This is a genomic window from Nonomuraea sp. NPDC001636, from assembly GCF_040298265.1.
Lineage (GTDB): Bacteria > Actinomycetota > Actinomycetes > Streptosporangiales > Streptosporangiaceae > Nonomuraea.
On sequence record NZ_JBEOZT010000019.1, the window covers coordinates 140,026 to 158,146 of the forward strand.

The 18,121-nt window shown below is 70.9% G+C and carries 16 protein-coding genes; 9 read left to right on the top strand and 7 right to left on the bottom strand.

Translation table 11 applies throughout. From position 1 onward, the window contains the following. Positions 1-55 precede the first annotated feature (55 nt). Positions 56-2,104, top strand: a complete 2,049-nt coding sequence (locus tag ABT158_RS31260; protein WP_352359489.1) for a serine/threonine protein kinase — start codon at positions 56-58, stop codon at positions 2,102-2,104. Positions 2,105-2,177: 73 nt separating this feature from the next. Here ABT158_RS31260 and ABT158_RS31265 read toward each other — a convergent pair whose 3' ends face one another. Genes ABT158_RS31265 through eccCa form a run of 3 tightly spaced genes read right to left on the bottom strand, consistent with a single transcriptional unit; the run spans position 2,178 to position 7,606 of the window. After that, the gene (locus tag ABT158_RS31265; RefSeq protein WP_352359491.1) at positions 2,178-3,338 is read right to left on the bottom strand and encodes a transglycosylase SLT domain-containing protein; all 1,161 of its coding nucleotides are present in this window, start codon (positions 3,336-3,338) and stop codon (positions 2,178-2,180) included. After that, positions 3,335-3,649, bottom strand: coding sequence for a hypothetical protein (locus ABT158_RS31270; protein WP_352359493.1), 315 nt, complete (start codon positions 3,647-3,649; stop codon positions 3,335-3,337). Before ABT158_RS31270 ends, ABT158_RS31265 begins: the two co-directional genes overlap by 4 nt. 24 nt (positions 3,650-3,673) lie before the next feature. Beyond that, positions 3,674-7,606 (bottom strand): type VII secretion protein EccCa, encoded by a 3,933-nt coding sequence (eccCa, locus tag ABT158_RS31275; RefSeq protein ID WP_352359495.1) that lies wholly within the window; start codon positions 7,604-7,606, stop codon positions 3,674-3,676. 145 nt (positions 7,607-7,751) lie between these two features. Here eccCa and eccD point away from each other — a divergent pair, with 145 nt between their 5' ends. Together eccD and ABT158_RS31285 are read left to right on the top strand one after the other, a co-directional pair. Continuing rightward, positions 7,752-9,242 carry a type VII secretion integral membrane protein EccD gene (gene eccD, locus ABT158_RS31280; RefSeq protein ID WP_352359497.1) on the top strand — a complete coding sequence of 497 codons (1,491 nt, stop codon included), beginning with the start codon at positions 7,752-7,754 and terminating at the stop codon, positions 9,240-9,242. A gap of 36 nt (positions 9,243-9,278) precedes the next feature. After that, the gene (locus ABT158_RS31285) at positions 9,279-9,725 is read left to right on the top strand and encodes a YbaB/EbfC family nucleoid-associated protein (RefSeq protein ID WP_352359499.1); all 447 of its coding nucleotides are present in this window, start codon (positions 9,279-9,281) and stop codon (positions 9,723-9,725) included. 1 nt (position 9,726) lies between these two features. Here ABT158_RS31285 and ABT158_RS31290 read toward each other — a convergent pair whose 3' ends face one another. The 3 genes from ABT158_RS31290 to ABT158_RS31300 form a co-directional block, all read right to left on the bottom strand. Continuing rightward, the gene (locus ABT158_RS31290; RefSeq protein WP_352359500.1) at positions 9,727-10,407 is read right to left on the bottom strand and encodes a hypothetical protein; all 681 of its coding nucleotides are present in this window, start codon (positions 10,405-10,407) and stop codon (positions 9,727-9,729) included. Positions 10,408-10,412: 5 nt separating this feature from the next. Then, positions 10,413-11,570: a hypothetical protein gene (locus ABT158_RS31295; RefSeq protein WP_352359501.1), complete on the bottom strand. Its 1,158-nt coding sequence runs from the start codon at positions 11,568-11,570 to the stop codon at positions 10,413-10,415. A gap of 101 nt (positions 11,571-11,671) precedes the next feature. Continuing rightward, entirely contained in the window at positions 11,672-12,091 is a 420-nt protein-coding gene (locus tag ABT158_RS31300; RefSeq protein ID WP_352359502.1) for a hypothetical protein, read from the bottom strand. A gap of 254 nt (positions 12,092-12,345) precedes the next feature. Between ABT158_RS31300 and ABT158_RS31305 the strand changes: the two genes are divergently transcribed. The 6 genes from ABT158_RS31305 to ABT158_RS31330 all read left to right on the top strand — a co-directional run bounded on the left by ABT158_RS31305 (position 12,346) and on the right by ABT158_RS31330 (position 16,586). Beyond that, entirely contained in the window at positions 12,346-12,690 is a 345-nt protein-coding gene (locus tag ABT158_RS31305; RefSeq protein WP_352359503.1) for a WXG100 family type VII secretion target, read from the top strand. Between the two features lie 24 nt (positions 12,691-12,714). After that, positions 12,715-13,020, top strand: a complete 306-nt coding sequence (locus ABT158_RS31310) for a WXG100 family type VII secretion target (RefSeq protein WP_352359504.1) — start codon at positions 12,715-12,717, stop codon at positions 13,018-13,020. A 67-nt stretch (positions 13,021-13,087) separates the two neighbouring features. Further along, positions 13,088-13,468 (top strand): hypothetical protein, encoded by a 381-nt coding sequence (locus tag ABT158_RS31315; protein WP_352359506.1) that lies wholly within the window; start codon positions 13,088-13,090, stop codon positions 13,466-13,468. Beyond that, positions 13,465-14,772, top strand: a complete 1,308-nt coding sequence (locus tag ABT158_RS31320) for a hypothetical protein (protein WP_352359508.1) — start codon at positions 13,465-13,467, stop codon at positions 14,770-14,772. The genes ABT158_RS31315 and ABT158_RS31320 overlap by 4 nt, the downstream gene beginning before the upstream one ends. Continuing rightward, positions 14,769-15,818: a hypothetical protein gene (locus tag ABT158_RS31325; RefSeq protein WP_352359510.1), complete on the top strand. Its 1,050-nt coding sequence runs from the start codon at positions 14,769-14,771 to the stop codon at positions 15,816-15,818. The genes ABT158_RS31320 and ABT158_RS31325 overlap by 4 nt, the downstream gene beginning before the upstream one ends. Then, complete coding sequence (locus tag ABT158_RS31330) at positions 15,819-16,586, top strand: WXG100 family type VII secretion target (RefSeq protein ID WP_352359512.1); 768 nt, start codon at positions 15,819-15,821, stop codon at positions 16,584-16,586. Between the two features lie 11 nt (positions 16,587-16,597). On the opposite strand, the gene eccB is transcribed toward ABT158_RS31330, so the two are convergent. After that, on the bottom strand, positions 16,598-18,031 hold the full coding sequence (gene eccB, locus ABT158_RS31335) for a type VII secretion protein EccB (RefSeq protein ID WP_352359514.1): 1,434 nt from the start codon (positions 18,029-18,031) through the stop codon (positions 16,598-16,600). Positions 18,032-18,121: the final 90 nt, after the last annotated feature.

Here is an 18,121-nt window from a genome sequence, read left to right on the forward strand (position 1 = left end):
CCACTGATGCAGGCGCTGCCCGCAGCGCAGCGCCTGGATACGAAGGGAACCTACGATGCACCCGTTACAGCCAGACGATCCACCGAGGCTGGGCGACCACGACCTGTTGGAACGCCTGCCGGAGGGGCCGCGCGGGGTGGCCTTCCTCGGCCGCGAGTCGCAGGACGCGCCCCTCCGGGTGATCAAAGTGCTGGCCGCGAAGCCGGACGCCGACGCGGAAGGCGTCGCGCGCTTCGCCAAGGTCCGGCGCCTGTCCAGCTCGTCCATCGCGCGGACGCTGGACGCCGGTCTGCACGAGGGCCACCTCTATGTCGTACGTGAGCACGTCGAGGGGCGCAGCCTGGCCGAGACCGTCGCCGCCGACGGGCCGCTCGACCCCGACGGGGTGGAGCGGGTGGCCGTCGGGACGCTGACCGCATTGACCGCCGCGCACCTGGCGGGCGTCACGCACCGGGGACTGACCCCCGGCAACGTCATCATGGGCGCCGACGGCGTCCGGGTGACCGACCTGGACCTCGGCGAGGCCGTCGGCGAGATCGGCTACCGCTCACCCGAGCAGCTGAGAGGCGAGCCGTACGGCCCCTCCGCCGACCTGTTCGCGTGGGCCGCCACGGTGGTCTTCGCGGCGACCGGGAAGGCGCCGTTCGGTCAGGACGCCGACGAGGTGCTGACCGGCACGCCCGAGCTGGGCACACTTGCCGAGCCCCTGCGCAACGTGGTGTCCGCGGCGCTGTCGAAGGACGCCAAACAGCGGCCTGCCACGGACGCGGCGCTGTTGCGCCTGCTCGGCGGCCCGCCGGCGGACCAGGAGGTCACGGCGAAGCTGCCGTCGCCGAACGCCTCGGCCAACACCCCGGCCTTCGTTCCTCCGGCTCTGGCGGCGGCGGAGGGCGCAGCGCCGCTCGAAGGCGTGCCGGTGCAGCCGCCCCAGCCCCAGCTCCAGCAGACGCAGCAGCCCCAGCAGACCTGGGAGCCGCCCAGGGTGCAGCAGCCCATGCGGGAGGCGCCGCATCGGCCCAAGGTGTGGCAGGCGTCGGTCGTGGATCCGGCTGCCCCCCGCCGGAAGTTTCCGGTCGGCCTGACGGCGTCGGTCGCGGCGCTCATGGTGTTGTCAGGGGTGGGCCTGTGGGGCGCCAGCCGCTACACGGACACGAACCGGATCGACTCGGTCGGCGTCGCGGCCGAGGGCAGGTCCACCGACGGGGCCACCGGGTCCGCCGACTCGGCCGGCAACGGGACGACCGACCCCGGTGACGGGACGGTTCCGCAGCCGGGCGAGCCGGGCGCCGACCAGGCCGACGTGGCGGTGCCCTGGGCCACGCCGTCCGACGCCGACTCGTACGGGGTGGGCCCGCTCATCCTGCCCACCGAGGAGCCGTCCGGCGTGCCGACCGCTCCCGTGTACAGCACGGTGCCGACGCCTTCGCCGCTGTCCACCCAGCCGGTCACCACGCCGCCGCAGACCACCCCGCAGCCGACGGCCTCACAGCCGAAGAGCCCCCAGGCGACCAAGACGGTCACGGCGACGCCGACGGCCAGGGACACCAGGACGCCGGAGCAGTCCCAGGAGCCGACCCCCACCCCCAAGAAGAGCACCGAACCCCCGGCGCCGACCCCCCAGAAGAGCACCGAGGCCCCCACCCCGGCGCCCAAGAAGAGCACGGAGGCTCCGGCTCCCACCAAGACCACCCAGCAGGCGCCCACCCCGCCGCCCACGACGGAGGCCCCCGCGCCGGAGCCGCCCGAGAGCGAGGCGCCGGCGGCGGCGCAGCCGGAGCCGAAGAACCCCTACACGCCCATCCAGGTGTGCGGGTCCGGCTTCTACGTGCAGCGTTCACAGTCGTTCAACGGCGGCGAGACCTTCCAGCTGTACAACAGCGGCACCAAGCAGAACTGCGTGGTGACGATGAAGTACGTAGGTGTGGGCAAGGAGAGCCCGGTGAGCGCCACGCTCGACGTCCAGGACGGGGACAGCGCGACCGACAGCGGCGACTACAAGTACTACGCCGGGCCGGTGAAGCTGGCCGCCCCGGGCAGGTGCGTGAAGTTCTCCGGCAGCGTCGGTGCCGGAAGCACCGCCGCAGGCTGGGCCAACTGCGGCTGACCCGGTCCGGTACACACCCTGCCCGGACGGCTCCGGGCAGGGTGCGTCGCCGTTTCCCGACGGGCGCCGCCGGTCAGTAGGGCTGGTAGCCGCCGCCTCGTTCCAGGGACGAGATGCCCGGGTGTCCGGCCAGGTTGCCGTAGCGGCTGTAGGTGTACAGGACGCCCGCGATGATGTTGTCGACCGGGTCGAGGATCTTCCCGTGGCCGGGCAGGGCGTGCGCGTTGAACGTCGGCGGGATGGTCTGCATCAGGCCCTGGGACGGGATGCCGTTCTTGGCGTTGATGTCCCAGGTGTTGATGGAATTGGGGTTGCCGCCGGACTCGTGGTAGATGATCGTCCAGATGCGCTGGACGTCCTGGGGGTCGTTCGGGTCGAGGTCGGTGATGTCGATGCCGCGCTGGCGGATGACGTCGGCCATCTCCGGTGACCTGATGACGGTGAGCGCCTGCTTGATCCACTCGACCACCTCGGCCTTGGGGGCGGGCGTGCTCTCCGCCGACGGGCCGCCGCCCGCCCCGGAGCCCCCTCCGGACCCCTTGCCGGTGCCGGACGTCCGCGTCTCCTTGGAGGCCGCCTTCGTCCAGATGACCTTCTTGTCGCCCGGGTCGAAGTCCGGGCCTCCGGGGTCGGGGATGGCGGTGAAGAAGCCGAGCCCGGCGTTCGTGTCGGGCTTCAGCATGCCGCCCAGCGTGGTCCTGGCGGCCCCGATGGCGTCCTCGACCTTCTTGGTGAATCCCCTGGCCTTTTCCAGGTTGCTCTTCACGATGTCGGTGAAGCACGGGTCGGCGAACATCACGGCCCGCGCGTCGGCCTCACTGGTGTGCGGGTGCCCGGCCAGGTAGTTGACCATGTACTTCTGCGCGGCGCCGACCGTGTCGTCACGCAGCTGCGAGATGTTCGGCACGGCCGTCTTCAGTTCCGCGGCGACGGTCCTGAGCTTCGCTGCGCCGTCGTGGACCGCATCGTTGAACGAACCGCCCGCCGGGGGGAACCGGCGCATGTAGTGGTCGAAGGCGTCCGCCGACTCGCCGTCCCACTTGTCGTCGACCTCGTTGAGGTTCTTGATGAGCGCGGAGGTCTCGATGGCGGCGTGGGACCCGCACGACTCCCAGGCGTAGGCGATGTCCTCGATGGTCTTGGGCTCGCCCGTGACCCAGGCGAGCAGCTGCAGAAACTCCCACCCGCCGGGAATGTCGCTGATGTCCGGTGCGAGTACGCCGTAGTCGGTCATGCGCCCGAAGCCGTCGCCGCCTTGCGGAGATTGCTCTCCACCTCGTCGAGCGCCCGCTCCACGGCCTCCAGCCTGCGCTGGCCGCTGCCGAGCTCGACGCGGACGGCGGCCCAGACGGCATCGATCTTGGCGGCCAGGTCGGTCACGCCGGGCATCATGCCGAGCAGCCTGGGTTCCGTCGTGTCGGCCGGTGTCTGCGACTCGCTGGCCTTGAGAATCTCGTCGAGAGCGAAGTCCTTCGAGGCGATGTGCACGCGCGTCCGGCACTCGTCGAGTGCCGTATAGGAAACATCTACGACGCCTTTGCTCATGAAGATCGAGCATAGTAGAGATCATCACGGTTGGAGAGACCCGTTTTCCTCCGTTTCCAACGACGCCGTCTGGATCAGCCTGTCTCCCGATCGCCTGTCCACGAAGAAGGCCCGGCCGGGTGGGAGAGGCTGTGGTCGCACCTTGCCGAACAGCACGCCCTCCTCCCGGTTGCCCGACATGATCAGCGCCGGGCTGGCCATCTCCTTGAGCCGCTGCACCGCCTGGTCGTACATGGCGCGGTTCGCGCCGCCCATCTGCCGGGCCAGGATCAGGTGCAGGCCGATGTCCCGCGCCTGCGGCAGCAGCTCGGCCAGCGGTTGCAGCGGGTTGCTGGAGGTGGCGACCAGGTCGTAGTCGTCCACCACGATGTAGAGGTCCGACCCCTGCCACCAGCTGCGGTCGCGGAGCTGGTCGGGGGTCAGGTCGGCGGGCGGCAGGCGCTTGAGCAGGGCGAAGCGCACCTCCTGCACCAGCTCCGCGGCCGCCGCGCTGGAGACGGCGTAACCGATGCGATGCTCGGTGGCCGCGGTGTCCAGCAACGACCGCCGGTAGTCGATCACGACCAGCCGGGCTTCCTTGAGGGTCTTGCGCGCGACGAGCCCCTCCATGATCAGCTTCAGCACGTTCGACTTGCCGCACCCGGTGTCGCCGAAGACGACGAAGTGCGGATCGGCCTCGAAGTCGACCGCGACAGGGGAGAGCGTCGCCTCGTCGATGCCGATCGCGATGCGGTTCCCGCCGGTCTCCCGCGGGCCGGGCAGCGCGGCCGCGGGCAGCAGGGACGGCAGCAGCCTGACCGGCCTGGCGGCCGGCCCCTGCCAGGACTCGGCGACGACCTCCACGAGGGAACGCAGCCCGTCGGCGAGGTCGTCGGCGCCGCGTACGCCGTCGATGCGCGGCAGGGCGGACAGGAAGTGCATGCCGTCCTTGGTGAGCCCGCGTCCCGGCGTGCCTTCGGGCACCGCGAGCGAGGCGCTGCGGCTGACCTCCGACTCGTACGCGTCGCCGAGCTTGAGCTCGATCCTGGTGCCGAACAGGTCGCGGATGCCCGGCCGGAACTCCGACCACTTGTTGGTGGTCGCCATGACGTGCACGCCGTAGCCGAGCCCGCGCGCGGCGAGGTCGGTGATCACCGGCTCCAGGCTCTCGTACTCCTGCCGGACCGTCAGCCAGCCGTCCACGACCAGGAACACGTCGCCCCAGCCGTCGTCCTCGACGCTGCCGTCGGCCACCCGCTTGCGGTACGTCGCGATCGAGTCGATGCCCTGGTCGGCGAAGTCCCGCTCGCGCTGCTGGAGGATGCCCGAGATCTCGGCCACCGTACGGCGGACCCGGTCGGCGTTCTGCCGGTTGGCCACGCCGCCCACGTGCGGCAGACCCTCCAGGGCCGACAGCGTGCCGCCGCCGAAGTCCAGGCAGTAGAACTGCACCTCCTTGGGCGTGTGCGTGAGCGCCATGCTGGCGATCAGCGAGCGCAGCACGGTGCTCTTGCCGCTCTGCGTGCCGCCCGCGATGCCGACGTGCCCGGCCGCGCCGGACAGGTTCAGCCAGTACGGATCGCGCCGCTGGTCGAAGGGCCGGTCGATGATGCCGATGACGGCGTGCAACCGGCCCCGGCCGTCCCAGCCGGGCGTGGACAGCCCGAGCTCCGGCGTCACCGACAGCGCGGGCAGCAGGTGAGCCAGCGTCGGCGGCTCGGCCAGCGGCGGCAGCCAGATGCGGTGCGCCGCGGGGCCGCGTCCCTTCAGCCGGCCGACCACGATGTCGAGCAGGCTCGACTGGGCGCCGCTCTCCTCCGGCTCCGCCGGCGCCTGCTCCGCGGGCGTCTCGGCGGCGGGCAGCGGCGCGTAGGCGTGGCCGTACTCGATGACCTCGCGCGCCGCGGGCTGCCCGCTGTCGGTCACGTGCCGGGGGTCGGGCTGGTAGGCGGCGGAGACGTAGGCGGCCTTGAACCTGGTCATGCCGGTCGTGTCGAACTTGAGGTAGCCGTTGCCGGGCGCCGAGGGCAGCTCGTAGGCGTCGGCCACGCCCAGCACCGCCCGGCTCTCCATGGCCGAGAACGTGCGCAGCCCGATCCGGTACGACAGGTGCGTGTCGAGCCCGCGTAACCGGCCCTCGTCCAGCCGCTGGGAGGCCAGCAGCAGGTGCACGCCGAGCGAGCGGCCGAGCCGGCCGATCATCACGAACAGGTCGATGAACTCGGGCTTGGTGGACAGCAGCTCGCTGAACTCGTCGAGCACGACGAACAGCGTGGGCAGCGGCGACAGGTTCGCGCCCTGCTCGCGGGCCCGCTCGTAGTCGCGCAGCGAGGCATGGTTGCCCGACGCCCGCAGCAGCTCCTGCCGGCGCACCATCTCGCCGTGCAGCGCGTCGTGCATGCGGTCGACCAGCGGGAGCTCGTCCTCCAGGTTGGTGATGACGGCCGATACGTGGGGGAGCGAGTCGAGGCCGAGAAAGGTCGCGCCGCCTTTGAAGTCGACCAGGACGAAGTTGAGGATCTCCGAGGAGTGCGTGACGGCCAGCCCGAGCACCAGGGTGCGCAGCAGCTCCGACTTTCCGGAGCCGGTGGCTCCGATCAGCAGGCCGTGCGGGCCCATGCCGCCCTGGGCCGACTCCTTGATGTCGAGCTCGACCATGCGGCCGTCCGCGCCGAGCCCGATCGGCACCCGCAGCCTGTTGCGCCCGGCGCGCGGGCGCCAGGTGACGGCCGGGTCCAGGCCGCGGGGATCGCTGATGCCGAGCAGGTCCGTGAGCGTCGTGTTGATCGACAACATGTCCTCGCCGTCGCCGCCGCTCCTGGACGAGGCGCGCAGCGGGGACAGCTGCCTGGCCAGCCCTTCCGCCCACACGTAAGAGAGCCTGTCCGGCGCGCCCAGCCGCGTCCTGCGCTCCTTGCCCGCGTGGTCGATCTTGATCATGTGCAGGTCGTCCCGCTGGACCTCCAGCCGCAGCGTGTTGCCTTCCTCGACGGCGCCGGTGGAGCCGGTCAGGTCGATGACGGTCACGCCCTGGATGGCGTCGCTGCCCAGCTGGGAGTCGTGCGGCATGTGCCCGCCGTCCACGATCACCAGGTGGTACGGCAGCTCGTCGGCCGGAGAGCCCGGCTGGAACCTGGGACGCTCCTTGAGGTCGCCGCCGACGAGGCGATCGAGATCGCCCAGGTCCTCTGCCATCAGGCGGACGGGCCCGGACGCGTCGGCCAGGTCGGGGTGGTGGGCGTGCGGGAGCCACTTGACCCACTCCCAGTGGGGCATGCGCTCGTGGTCGGCGCAGACCATGATCCGCATGTCGTCGGGGGAGTGGAAGGTGACGACCTGGCCGATCACGGCACGGACGAGGTCCCGCATCGCCGTGAGGTCGCCGGTGAGCCGGATGCGCGCGAAGGAGGCGAGGGCGACGGCGACGGGCAGCCGGGCGAGGGTGGAGTGCGCGCGCATGAACCTGCGCAGCGCGCCGGAGGAGAGCGCGTCCAGGTCCTCGACGGGCTTGGAGTCAGGCGGGAAGAGCTGGATGGCCAGCTTCTGCACGCCGGTGCCGAGGCGGATCGTGCTGAAGTCCTCGTCGCGGGGGCGGCGTTCCCACAGGCGGGGGCCCATCGCGATCCACCACAAGGAGTCCGGCTCGGGCCCGCTCCACTCCAGGGCCTCGCGCTGCTGCCTGGCCGCGCGCCTGGCCTTCCTGCGGATCTGGCCGAGGTAGCGGAAGTAGTCGCGGCGGGCGCCGTTCAGCCGGTGCTTGCGCTCGCCGGACTGGCGTCCCATCTGGCCGATGCTCATGCCGACCATCGAGACGGCGAACAGGCCGCTGGCCACGTACATGACCGGGCTGGTGTTGGCGCCCCCCGCGGTGAACATCAGCGCCATCGCCGCTGCCCCGGCCACCATGGGCAGGTAGGTGAGCACCAGCATGAAACCCTGGCCCTGAACCTCGGGGATCTCCGGCGGAGACTCCAGCATGACTTCTCCGCGAGGTGGCTTCGGGCCGGGACGACGCTCCGGGCGCCGGACAACCACTTTGCTCACGCGACGTTCTTACCAGAATCGACCCGCTATGGTCTGTGCTGTCCGTGATCCTTTTGGGACGGAGTGGACCGTGGGATCGATGGTTCAGAAGCCCCCGCCGCCCGAGTCCCGGCCCACCGCCGGGGAAGCCGCCGAGCCCGCTCAGGCGCCGTCGGGGCCGGTTCAGCAGGGCGCGCTCGCGCAACTGCCGTTGCCGCTGCCGACGTTGTGCAACGTCACGATCGTGGGCCCGAGCCGCAAGGCCGACCTGACGCTGCCGGCCGACATCCCCCTGCCGCACGTGCTGCCGGGGCTGCTGCGCATGCTCGGCGAGGTGGGCGGTGACGCCACGTCGTCCCCGGGATGGACCCTGCAGCGGCTCGGCGGCTCCCCGCTCGACCTGGAGCAGAGCCTCAGCGCGCTCGGCGTGCTCGACGCCGAGATCCTCTACCTGCGCCCCCGTGAGTCGATCCTGCCGGCCGCGGTCTTCGACGACGTCGCCGACGTCGTGGCCACCGGCGTGCGCGAGGGGCCGGGCAAGTGGACGGCGGCCCACACCGCGACTGTGGGCGCGGCCGGAGCCACGGGGCTGCTCGTCCTCGGGGCCGTCGGCCTGGCCTTGGCGGGCCTGCCCCCGCTGGTCGGGCCCGTCGTCTTCGGAACGCTCGCGCTGCTGCTCATCGCCGCCGGAACCGTGTTGTCGCGGGCCATGGGCGACTCCACGGCGAGCGCGCTGATCGGTCACGCGGCGCTGCCCTACGCCTTCCTGGCCGGGCTGTTCACGCCCGCCGGGACCGGCGGCCTGGCCGGTGCCGGCGCTCCTCACCTGCTCGCCGCGTTCGCCTGCACCGCGCTCGCCGCCGCCGTCGCCGGGATGACGATCTCGCACGGCATTCCCGGCTTTCTCGGTACGTCCATCGCCGCGGCCTGTGGCGCGGTCTGTGCGGCGGTGGTCATGTTGACCGGAACCGTCCCCGCGGGGGTGGCGGCCGTGGCCATCGCCGTGCTGCTGGCGCTGAGCCCGCTGGTGCCGTCGTTGTCGTTCCGGCTGGCCCGGGTGCCGCTGCCGGCCATGCCCACGACGGCCGAGGAACTGCGCGCCGACAACCAGCGGCTCGACGCGGCGGCGATCCAGGAGCGCACCGTGATCGCCCAGCGTTACGCCACGGCGCAGATCGTCGCCGTCGGGCTGGCCGCGCTGGTCGCCCAGGCGCTGCTGGTGCTGCACGACGGCCTGATCGCGTACATCATGACCGTCGCGCTCTCGCTGACGCTCATCATGCGCGCCCGCGTGTTCTCCGGCGTCGGCCAGCGGCTCTGGCTCCTCGGGCCGGGGATGGCGGGGCTCGCCATGACGGCCTTCGCGCTCAGCTCCAAGGGCGGGGTCATCGGCGCGCTGGCGGTGGCGGTCTGCGTGTTGTGGGCGTCCCTGCTGATGGTGGGCGTCGGGCGGGGGCTGGCCGCGGGCAAGCCGTCGCCCTTCTGGGGACGGGCCGGGGACATCCTGGACCTGCTGCTGATCGTCGAGCTCTTCCCGCTCGCGGCCGGTGTGCTGGAGCTCTACACCTGGGTGCGCGGGTTGTCGGGCTGATACTTTGCTGGCCGTTTCGAGCGGAGGAGTGAGGCTGTGCAGGAATTCGGAGACTTCGCGAACATCGACATCGAGAAGCTGCTCAAGGGGGCCGACCAGCAGTTCGCCCGCATGGAGGAGTTCCAGAAGAAGATGGACTCCTTCGTCGGACGGGCCCAGGACGAGCAGGGGCTGGTCACCGTCGAGTGCGGCCAGGAGGGCGTCCGCGAGCTGCAACTGCACCCCAAGGGCCTGCGGTTGTCGTCCGGCGAGCTGGCCGACCTCATCAAGACGGCGCTGAACGACGCCACCGCCGACCTGCAGCGGCAGGTCGCCGAGGGCATGAGCGAGACGTTCGGCGACTCCGAGGACAACCCCATGACGTACCTCAGGAACCCGGACGCCGCGCTGAACCAGATCAAGGAGGCGGAGTCCGCTTACAACCGCACGTTCGAGGACGTGATGGGCGAACTCGACCGCATCCGGCGACGGCTGGAGTTGTGAGCTAGGCCGGGCGCTGCGTGGGCAGGTCGGCGATGACGACCTGCTCGAAGGCGGGCGCGTCCTTGCCGGTGAGCGTGACCGCCTCCGACATGCCCGTGTCCTTGAAGGCGGACATCAGCCCGCTCGCGAGCCAGGCCAGGGCGGCGGCCGAGCCGTACGCCACGAGCATCTTGGACAGGAACCGCCTGAGCGCCCCCTGCGCCCGCACGGCCGCCGAGGCCGCCAGCGGATTGCCCGGGAAGAAGTGCCCGGCGGCCGAGAGGCTCAGCAACAACCCGCCCAGGGTGACGGCCGACACCGCACCCGTGTGGGACAGCTTCGCGAGCTGGTCGAGGGTGTGGGCCAGCTCCTTGTACACGCCGCCGGTCTTGGCCACCTCAAGGGTGAACCTCTCGGCGACCTTCTCCATCTCGGGCCGGGCCATCTGCTCCCAGTCCTGGCTGGAGACCCCGGCGATGAGCTGCCGTACGCTCTCCTTCGCCTGCTCGACCTCGTGCGTCGCGGCGCGCACCTCGTGGGCCGTGCCGCGGATGTCCTCGGGGCTGGAGAGCATCGTGCCGATCAGCGCGGCGCACATCTTGCACACGACGGAGAGCGCCACGTTGGTCTTCATCATGGCGCCCGCGTTGCAGAAGGCCACGGCCGTCGTGTAGAGGGTTGTGCCGTTGCGGTAATGGTCCATGGTCCCTACTTCTTCGGCGTGCTCTTGTCGTTGGCGTCCCTGATGACCTTGGCGCCCTCGTTGAGCTGGGTCTGCCAGCGGCCGAGCTGGTTCTTGGCGTGCTTGAGGTAGTCGGCGGCGGAGTTGCGGGCCGCGTCGTAGGCGCCGTCGAAGGCGAACTTGCCGACCAGCCCGAAGCCCGGGAAGCCGGGGGTGGCGCCTCTGACCGTGCGTTCCACCGCCCTGAAGCGGTCTCCCGGCGTTTGCGTACCGCCCGCCTGCGTCGGGGCGAGGCGTTGGCCCAGCTGTTCCATGGCCTCCGGGCGGGCCTTGCGCCAGTCGCCGGACACGCCGCCGTCGCTCAGCGCGGTCGCCTTCGGGTCCTGGGGGCGTTCCCTGCCTGAGCCGTCCTTGTTCGCGGCGGCGGGGGTGGTGGGGGTGGCGGTGGTGGTGGGGTCCGGGGTCGCGCCGCTCGGCATCCCGCCGCCGCCGCCCGCCGGGGTGGTCGCCTTGGGGGATTTCTCGGTGTCGTCAGCCTTGGGGGTGGTGACCGTGGGGGGTTTCGCGGCGTCGGGCGCCTTCGTGGTGTCCTCGGGGGTGGTCGCGGCCGGTCGGTCGGGCGTCGGCTCCCCGGACGACGGGGTCTTCTCAGGACGGTCGGGGGTCGTGGGCGACGGGGGGCGCTCGGCGTCGGGGGTGCCGGTGCCCGCGGAGTCGGCGGGTGGGGTGGTGGGTGCGGGCGTCTCGGGGGCGGCGGGGGGATCCGAGGGTGTGGAGTCGGAGGGGCCGGTTTCCCGGGTGGGCGGGCTCTGGGGGGCCGGGTCGTCCTCGGCGGCCGGGGTGTCCTCGCGGGCGGGGTCCGTCGGGTCGGTGGAGGCCGTCGGGGCGGTGGGGGGCGGGTCGTGTGGCTCGGGTGGGGCCTCGTCGCCGGAGATCTCGACGAGGTCGCCCGGGTTCCCCGGCTCCACGGTGCCGTCGTCCGGCCGGTGCTCGCCGTCGTCCTCGACCTCCCGGACGTACGGCTCCTGTCCGAGGCCGGCGACGGCCGTCGCAGGAGTGACCGGTCTGGGCTCGCCCGTGTCGCCGTCGCTCATGACGACTGTGGCGGACATGCGCCCGGTCACCGCCGGGTCCTCGTCCGTGGTCCAGTTGACCAGGCTGTCGATGCTCCCGAACTCGGCCATCCGCGCCCCCAAAGCCTGCGACCCGCCCAAACGATCAGAAACACTAACCGCGTGAACGGTCAGCCGTACAGGTCGGCTGTCGCGAGGCCCGCCCGCGGGTCTCAGCCGATGCGTTCGTACGCGCCGCCGGAGTCGGCGGTCCTGACGCCGCCGGAGAACTTCACCCAGGACCCGGTCGGCGCGGCGTGATAGACCGGCACGGTGTGCAGAGGGGTGATCTCCTCGTTCTTCACCACCCCCGCGCCCTTCACGTCCACCGCGGACCAGACCATGCTGCGCGTGCCCACGTCCTTGGTCTTGAACGTCACCGCGCAGGCGTTCTGCTTGCCGGGGTTGTAGAGCAGGTAGGCGACGCCGCCGGCGAACGCGGCCTGGCGCTGGACGGTGTAACCCGGGCCGCAGACGACGGCGGGCGTCTCGGCCGTCTGACGGGACGCCGAGGCGGTGGTGGCGGTGAAGACCGCGGTCGTGCCGAGCACGGTCGCGACGACCGCACCGGCCGTCCTCTTCGTGATTCTCAAGTTCTTCATCTCCCAAAAAGCGAAAAGGCGATTTGTTCGAGGGGCAATCCTGTGATGCCGGGTTCTTCGCGTCTTTAGCACAGAGCGCAGAATGTTTTGGCATTGAGCGCAGATCTGTTCTCGTCGACCGGACCGTTGTGATCGCTGGGACGGGTGGTGGTTAACATGCGAGTCGATGTTGTTTCGCAGGGGTTCGCCCTATTCATGTCGGCCAACCGGTATGCGAGACAAGGAAATGTCCACTTGGAGGTCCAGTGGCACTGTACGGAGCAAGTCCGACGCAGCTGACCAACGCCGCCGGGTACTGCGAGGACACCGCGCAGTACATCGAAGGCATGCGCCAGCGCGTTCAGACGATCAAGGGCGACCTGACCACGCAGGGGTGGCGGGGCGGCGCGGCCCAGAAGTTCAGCCACGCCCTCGACGAGTGGGACGTCGAGTTCAAGGCCGTGATCAAGATCCTCGAGGACATCCACGACCGGCTCAACATGGGCGCCGGGGTCTACCGGAACGCCGCCGACCAGAACATGGACCTGTCGGGGTCCCTGGGCAGGGACGGCTTCACGGGCCGGATCGACAACGTCATCAACAGCAACTAGCCGGCCGACGCCACGGAGACCCCAGTGACCGTTCCCGATGATCACACATACGTCAAGTTCGGCAGCATGGAACAGGCCTACGAGGAGCTCAAGAAGGTCGTGACCGAGCTCGACAAGGTCACCGACGACCTGTTCGCCGACATCAAGAAGGAGCTGGCGACCAGCTGGGAAGGCGAGGCCGAGCAGTTCTTCAACACCAAGAAGGACCAGTGGGACGCCCACGAACGGGCCATGGGCAGGCAGCTCTTCGAGGCCGCCACCGCGGTCAACATCGCCAAGGGCAACTACGAGGCCGCCGAGCGGCGCAACATCGCCATCTGGACGGACTGACGCGCCTCCGCCTCCCGGTCGCCGCGGCGGCGTGGTGACCGGGGTCTCGTATCAGCAGGGGTGAGCGATGGGCAACCAGGAACCCGAACCACGAACCGACCCGCTCGGCATCCCGCCGCACACGGCCGACAAGTTCCAGGGCGACGGCAGGATGCACGAACCCTCCGTGATGCGGTCGATCGCCGCGGCCATGTCGAAGAATCTGCAGGCCATGGAGAAGCCGGGCGTCAGCGGGCGCGCCCTGGCCGACGTCCAGCCCGGCGCCGCCCAGTTCGGCGAGTGGATCGACGCCAAGGTGTTCGGCTCGACCGCGGGCAGGGACGGTGCGGGGCAGAAGTTCGGCCAGGTCTACGCCGAGTTCGTGGAGGCGTACCGGAGCGTCATCGCCGCGATCGAGGCGAGCGCCGCCAACCACGCCGAGGCGGACACCCGGAACGAGGGCGGGTGACCATGGCCGGCGTCGGCTCCAAGCGTGAGACGCTCGTCATCCGGGGCGACCAGGTCCCCTCCGGTGAGACGGAGGTCCATCCGAAGGCGGAGATCCAGCGCCTGCTGGCGACGGCACAGCCGGACCTGGTCAAACTCGCCGGATCCACCTACATCAGCACGGCCGAGGCGGTCCTCAACGCGGTCGTCGGGCTCGAGGACGACGCGGGCCGGATCCTCACCATCTGGAAGGGGCCGGACGCCGACCGGGCCCGCATCGCCCTTGAGCTCCTGTACGCCACCGGCAACGAGCTGGCGCACAAGCTCGCGGAGATGGGCCGCAGCCTGGAGGGCTACGCCGCCTCCATTCCCGTGGCCATCGCCGAGGTCGAAGGCATCAAACTGGACAAGAACGACCCGGACGTCCAGGAGGCCGTACGGGTCCACCGGGCGCTGTACGGGCTCGACCGGCAGGGCGACGACGAGGCCAACGCCGTCGCCCTGCTGGAGAACATGCGGGCGCAGGCGGCGCTGCGGAAGCTCAACGAGAAGATCCGCGACCTGCATCTCGGCTCGGTCCCGTACGACATCACCTACGAGCTGCCGGCCGTCACGGTCCCGGGCGGCCCGCTCGCCACGACGAGCGTCGTCTACGGCGGGACGGGCAGGAGCGACGATCCCACGACCGGCGCGGGCGACCCGGCCGGGACGGGCACGGGCGACGGGCGCACGACCGGCGCCGGCGACCCGGGCACGCAGGACCAATCCTCCCTGGACGGCGCGGACGACGCCGCTCCGGGGACGCCCCCGGACGGCCAGCCGGCCGGCTCTGACCAGCCAGCCGTCGGTCACACACCCGGACAACAACCCGGCGTTCAGGCCGGCGACACCGGCACGGGCGCGGGCACGGGCACGGAGGACGGCACCACCCCGCCGGTGATCGGCGCCCAGGACAGGACCGAGCTCGACGACGCCGCTCCCGAGTCCGACCCGGGCCGGACCGAGAGCTCGTTCTACCAGCCTGCGATCGGCGACCGTCCACCCCTCGTGGCGACCCCCGGCATGACTGCGGCGCCGGTCGCCACGAACCAGCCCGTACCGTCGGTGATCGGTTCGCCGAACAGCGCGTACACACCCGGCGGGCGATTCGGGGCGATGCGCGGCGGCAGCGCGGCGGGCCTGTCCGGCACACCGTTCCTCCCGATGACGGGCGGCGCGGGCCCGATCGGGGACGCGGGCGGAGACCTGGAGCGCACCACCTACCTGTCGGAGGACAGGTCGGCCTGGAACGGCAACCATGACGTGACGGATCCGGTGATCAGGTGAGCGACCAGCAGAAGAACGGCGCCGGCGCGCAGCCGACCGGGCAGCAGCCCTACGGCCAGTACGGCATCCCGATGAGCACCCAGCTGCCGCAGCCGTCGTCGGGCATTTCCTTCACCGACGGCGCGCTCAACGCGGCGAGCGGCCAGATCAACGGACAGACGGCGATCATCGACACACTGCGCGCCAAGTCCGGCCACATGGGGGTGCCCTTCCCCGCCTTCGGCGTGATCGGCTACGGGCTCACCGCGGCCCATGACAGGGCGATCGCGGCCCAGTCCACCGCCCTGGAGCGAGGCAAGAAGGCCCTGCAGAGCTGGCAGGCCGCGCTGAAGGCGGCCGACGCCAACTACCACAAGGCCGAGGAGGAGAACGCCGGCCTGTACCGCAAGGACCAGGACTACGACCCGACCGGCGGCGGAGTGCCGACCCCGAAGATGCCCGACTCGCCGGAGCTCGACATGCCGGACACCGACCCGCCCGGTGCCGACCTCCCGGACGCCGACCTGCCCGTCATGGACCGGCCGGATACCGACCTGCCCGGCACGGCCCCGCCGAACGGCGACCTGCCGGACGCCGACCGGCCCGGGAGCGACCTTCCCCGCACCGACCTGCCGGGGATCGACCGGCCGGACTCCGGCCTGTCCGGCGCCGGCGATCCGAACATGAAGGTCCCCGACATCGACTCGGCGATCAACTCGCCGCGGGACACGACCGGCCTGTCGTCGTACGACCCCAGGGCCCTGAACGGGACGCCGAACCCGAACCTGACCGACCTGAGCACCCGGCCGGGGACCACATGGGGGTCGCCGACCGGCAGCGGCGCGGGCTCGGGAGGTGGCGCCGCGGCCGGTCCGAAGGTTCCCGGCCTGGGGGCGTCCGGGGGGATGGGCAGCGGCATGCCGATGATGCCCATGATGCCGATGAGCGGCTCGGGCAACGGCCTCGACGACCGCGACCGGCAGGAAGGCTCGCTGCTGTCGGAGGACGAGGGCGTCTGGGAGGACGACGAGGACATCGCCCCCGAGATCATCGGCAAGGAGATGTAGATGAGTTACGACGAGGGCAAGGGCCTGTACTACAAGGCCTTCTTCACCGCCTCGGGCGCGGCGGTCCTGATCAGGCGTCCCTGGGCCTTCTACATAGTGGCCATGATCGGGCTCATGATCTCCGATCCGGGGCGCATGTCGGGGTCGTCCAAGACCTGGCGCACCACCGACAACGGCGGAACGACCTCCGAACTGGCCGCGCTGGAGGAACAGCTCAAGCAACTGCAGGCCACGGTCACGGGCACGGGGACCACCTGGGAGGGCACGGCACGGGAGCAGTTCGACAAGGCCTACGCGGACTTCACCAAATCCCTGGCCACGCTCAGGTCGACACGGAACGCCACCGGCGAGGCGGTCGACCAGAGCGCGAAGTTGTACCACGTGGGGGCGCTCACCTGCGTCTGCGTCGCCGGATACCTGGCGCTCTACGCCATGACTCTGTTGGCGCTTCGCCACAGCGTCTACGGCAACTTCATCGCGTACGCGCTCGACCTCAAAGTCAGCAGGACCACGACCACGTCGATGAAGAAGGTGCTGATCAAGCACGGCATCGCGGTCACCGTCCTCGGCACCCTGTTCTACCAGGCCGTCCAGCAGTCCGAGGCCAGCGGGAAGATGTTCCCCACGATGAAGGGCATACCGAACGAGCTCGACACCCTGAAGTCCGGCGACATGCCGGAGTTCAGCACCGCCGCGCTCGAGTACAGCGTGGAGAGCCACTCGCTGATGCCCAAGCAGGACACGCAGGCCGGTCTACCCCGCACCTGAGCGGACGGGCTTCAGGACCGGCCGCGGAGGCGTTCGGACGACGTCTCCGCGACGGGATTCCGCGCGGCGGCGGGGTCCAGGAGCGGGCCCTCCGGGATGAGCCGCAGCAGATGCGCGGGCACCGGCGCCACCTGGCTGGCGTCGTAGCCCAGCGTGCCGACGAGGTCGGGGGAGGCCAGCCGGAACCGTCTGCCCTCGTCGGTGATGAGGGAGTACTCGTGGATGGCGTCGGTCCGGCCCTCGCCCGGGAGCTGGCCGGCCAGCGCCGCGCCGCCGGGCGGCAGCAGCACCTGGTCGACGCGGTCGGGGTTGCCGCTGCTCGGCGGCTTCGGGATGGACAGCGTCGCCCCGGTCGTCAGCCGTGCCCGGACCGAGCCCCTGACCGTGTCGGCGTACACCGCGCACAAGGGGGCGTCCGCCGCCGGGGCGCGGAAGCGCGGCATGGTGACCGGCAGCCCGCCGCCCAGGAGGCGAAGGGCCGACATCTTGGCGGCGTTGACGGTGGCGGCGTCCACGGCGATCGGGCGCACCCGGCCGCCGCCGTAGGCGATCTTGGTGTCCGGGTCCTGGAGCAGGAGCGTCGCCTGCGTGTGGGTGACGGGCGCGAGGCCGTCGGCGAGCAGCACGTACCAGCGTTCCGGCACCCCGGGCACGGCGGCCGGCGTGAAGACCTGCCCCACCCGCGCGGGCCGGCCGCCGGGGCCCGGCACCCGCTTGCCGCGCTGCGCGATCGCCGGTGCGGCGAAGTCCGGACCCGCGGGGATGGAGTTCACCCAGGAGATCGGCACGCGGCGCGGCGCCTGGTCGGTGAGCCGGCGCGGGTTCCTGACCAGCATGCGGTAGCTGTTCCACAACACCCAGTTCTGCTGCCCGTCGTCGACGAGCAGCGCGTCGCTGCCCACCGGCGTGCCGCCGACGTCGATCCCGCCCAGCAACGTGACGTACGGACGGCGGACCCCGGTCGCGTCCTGCTGTTCGACCACGCAGACCGTCCACGGAGATCTGATCAGCTTCTGGGGCTTCGGCAGCGAGTCGGGTGCCCCCGAGATGCCGACCTTGTGCCCCCGTGCGAAGCCGGCCAGCGACTCGGCCGACACCGTACGGACCTTGATCTCCTGGCTGTCCAGCAGGAGCCGCGCCGAGACGTAGTTCTCCACCGGCTGGAGCTTGCCGTCGCTCTGGTTGTAGATGTAGGAGGCGCCGGTCTCCTCCTCCACAAGCAGCTGGCCCGCCTCCTTGAGCTTGGTGGCCCCTCCTGGGCTGAGCATGCCCCAGATCCCGAACCCGGCGGTGATCAGCACCAGCAGGATGATGCCGGCGAAGGTCGCCACGTTGTACCGCCGCATGGGGGACTCGGGCAGATCGGGCTCGCCCTGCAGCAGCGCCAGACCCAGGCGCTGGGTCATCAGTTTGTGCGCCTGGTAAAGATCCTTCCGGGTCTGCATGACGGACAATGTTACGCAGGTTGCGAAAGAAATTTAATGATGATGGATATCACGCTTTTATACGACATGGCCGCCTAGTAGGCTTCTTGA